Annotated in this window: 3 protein-coding genes and 1 pseudogene; 3 read left to right on the top strand and 1 reads right to left on the bottom strand. The window is 65.3% G+C overall.

Features of this window, described 5'->3' with window-relative positions:
* Nucleotides 1–482, top strand: a pseudogene (locus tag EOA33_RS30265) (AMP-binding protein); the annotation flags it as partial.
* A 108-nt stretch (nt 483–590) separates the two neighbouring features.
* Here EOA33_RS30265 and EOA33_RS30260 read toward each other — a convergent pair.
* Nucleotides 591–1,592, bottom strand: coding sequence for a hypothetical protein (locus EOA33_RS30260; protein ID WP_127407316.1), 1,002 nt, complete (start codon nt 1,590–1,592; stop codon nt 591–593).
* A gap of 104 nt (nt 1,593–1,696) precedes the next feature.
* On the opposite strand from EOA33_RS30260, the gene EOA33_RS30255 reads away from it, so the two are divergent.
* Complete coding sequence (locus EOA33_RS30255; protein WP_127407315.1) at nt 1,697–2,365, top strand: N-acetyltransferase; 669 nt, start codon at nt 1,697–1,699, stop codon at nt 2,363–2,365.
* Nucleotides 2,366–2,384: 19 nt separating this feature from the next.
* The coding region (locus tag EOA33_RS30250) for a hypothetical protein (protein ID WP_210212627.1) at nt 2,385–2,979 on the top strand (595 nt) is incomplete at its 3' end.

Genomic DNA, 2,979 nt, shown 5'->3' with positions numbered 1-2,979 from the left:
GGCGGCTCTACGTGCGCGGCCCGAATGTCATGTCAGGCTATCTGCGGGCCGAGAAGCCGGGCGCGCTCGAGCCGCTGGAAGACGGCTGGCATGACACCGGCGACGTTGTCTCCATCGATGAGGCGGGCTTCATCACCATCCGCGGCCGCGCCAAGCGTTTCGCCAAGATCGGCGGCGAGATGATCTCGCTGGCTGCCGTCGAGGCGCTGGCCGGCGAATTGTGGAAAGGCTCGCTGTCGGCCGTCGCAACCGTGCCGGATGCCCGCAAGGGCGAAAAGCTGATCCTGATCACGGAGGCTGCGAACGCTACCCGCGCGGATTTCCTGGCCTTCGCCAAGGCCAACGGGGCCATGGACCTGATGGTGCCTGCCGAGGTGCGCGTCGTTGCGAAAGTGCCGGTGCTCGGTTCCGGCAAGCTCGACTTCGCCGGCGTGACGAAGTTGGTGCGCGGCGAGGAAGACCTGAAGGTCAAGGCCGCCTGACGCGGATACGCGAACGGGCCGGCGCAAAACGCCGGCCCGCCAGGGCTACTGTCGGCCCGACTTTGCCATTGTTTCGCGCGCGCGGATCGATGGGCAAGGCATCGCGCTTCAGACTATTTTGCCACCTCGTCCAAAGACCTTCTGCAACACGAGCTTCAGCCGCTTGAACTCGTAGCGGCGCCGCAATTTGGCCAGCGTCGCTCGGTGGGCGGCGTCGATTTCGGGCAGCGAATCCGGCGCTGTCGCCTGGGGCAGCGCGAGCAGCGCGTTGGCATGGAGGTCGGCGAAAGGCTGCGGGTCATAAGTAGCGAACGGCGTCGGCGGGTCGCTCAGCACGGTCGGATTGCTGTTGATCTCGAACACTGTGGGCTGGCCGTTGGTCAGCGTGTAGTCGATGCGCCCGTATTGCATACGGGCCTTTTCGAAGACCTGCATCACCCATTCGGCATGTGGGTTCGCGGCAATGTAGGCCCTGATCTCGTCGATATGCGCCGGCAGGAACTCCTCGTTCGAATTCTTGACGAACCAGGATTTCGACATGGCAATATGCTGGGCGTAGATCGTATCGCCGACCCGATAGGCGGCGAATTTCCGGTAGTATCCGTCCGGCCATGGCGCGCCGGTCATCTCCACCACGATCGGCCGCACCAGCCTGCGACCGTCCGGCCGGGCGAGTGCCGCGTCGAGCGCCGTCCGGTCGTGCAAAAGCGGCGGCTCTTCGTAGAGTGCGCCCACCTCGTCGCGGATGAAGACCGGATAGCGCATCGTGTCATCGAGCTGGTCCAGCCTGAACGCGCGAAAAAGGTTGCCGCCATCGTCACCAAGCACACGCAGCAGATCGAAGCGCTGCAGGCTGGCGGTCGGGTGGTTGAGCTGCTTCAGGCCCGCTTGCCGCGCCAGCGCGGCGCTCAGGTCTGATGCCCGCTTCATCTCCTCGGCGGTCAGCCGGTCCATGTCCGACCAGATCACCACGCCGGCGCGAACGCCGCGCAGCAATCCGGCATCCTCATAGCGAACCAGCCGGAACGATGCTTGCAGATCTGTGCGGTGATAGAGAAGCACAACCGCATGCGTGTAAGCGTGCTTTCTATGTGTGACGTAGAATATCAAGCGATTGCGCCCCCCGATCCGCAGAATTGCAAACTGCAGTCTTGCTGACTAGCAAAAAGCTGCTACGCGCCCTATAGCGCATGGGCAAGCCGGGTGGCCGAGAGATGAACGTCGAGAATAATGCGCTTCCAATCCGGAAGCTGGACGCGGACGACATGCCGCTGCTGATGGAGCTTGAAGCTGCCGCCTGGGCCGGCCCGCTGCAGGCCAGCGAGGCGACCATCCGACGCCGGCTGGCGCTTGGCCACACCATGCTGGGGGCGATCGACGGTGACGTGCTTGCCGGCACGCTCTGCTTCACCGAAACCAGCCAGGACCCGCTGGTGCGTGCAGACTTTCCCGCGAATTTCGATGCCTTTGCGTCGCTGCCGCGCAGCGAGCCGGTGCACTCTCTTTATGCCTACAATCTCTGCGTCCGCCCCAGCCACCGCGGCGGCAACACGGCGATCCGGCTGCTGAAAGAGATGGAGCGCCACGGCCACCGCCTCGGCGCGCGCTGGCTGATCGGCGACGGCCGCTGCTCGGCCTATGCCGGCTCATCCGGGGGCGACGACGACCAGGTCAGGGCCGACCCGCGGTTTCGCGCTACCATAGACCGCTGGAACGAGACCGGCATAAGGCCGCCGCTGGAAGAGATTATCCGCGATCCGCTTCTGCGTCTGCACTACCGCGTCTACGACTGCGAATTCCTCTACGTCATTCCGGATTTCTTCCCGCAGGATGCCGCGTCCGGCGGTTTCCGGGTCATCTCGGCCAAGGACCTCAAGAAATGACGTGCGAGCCGGCCGCAGCATGACGGCTCCGTTCTTCGATCCGTTTGCGCTCGGCGACGATCCGTTCGCGCATTTTGCCGAGATGCGCGCACTGGGCGGCATAGCGCGCGGCGCGGCGCCCTATCCCCAACTCGCCGACGCGCATTACGTCTTCAGCCATGAGCTGGTGTCCCGCGTTCTGAAACATCCCGCCCTGCTGCAGGCGCCGCCCGGCAGGTATGAGGAGGTCCGCCGCAAGCTTGTCGACCAGGCGCCAATGGCGCTGCTCAGCCGGTCGGTGATGCTCGCCGATCCGCCGCAGCATGGCGGGCTGCGCCGGCCGGTTGCAGGCTTCCTCTCCAGACCCACCGTCGAGGCGCTGACACAGGGCCTGCGGGCGCTAAGCCGCGAGTTGGTCGACCGGGCGATGGCGGACGGCCGCATCGATGCCGTCGCCGGGCTCGCCGTGCCGGTCTCCTTCTGGCTGCTGCAGGAAATCATGGGCATCGAGATCGAGGATCCATGGGCGTTGAAATCGGTGACCAGCCGCATGGCTGGTGCGTTCGACCTGCGAACAGACCAGCCGCCGGCTGCCAGCGCCGCGGCCTATGGCGAATGCCGGGCCTTTGTCGAGG

The organism is Mesorhizobium sp. M4A.F.Ca.ET.050.02.1.1 (assembly GCF_003997725.1).
In the GTDB taxonomy this organism is placed as follows: Bacteria; Pseudomonadota; Alphaproteobacteria; order Rhizobiales; family Rhizobiaceae; genus Mesorhizobium.
Note: the sequence above shows the minus strand (reverse complement) of the source record. Positions and strands in the feature narration are given on the sequence as shown.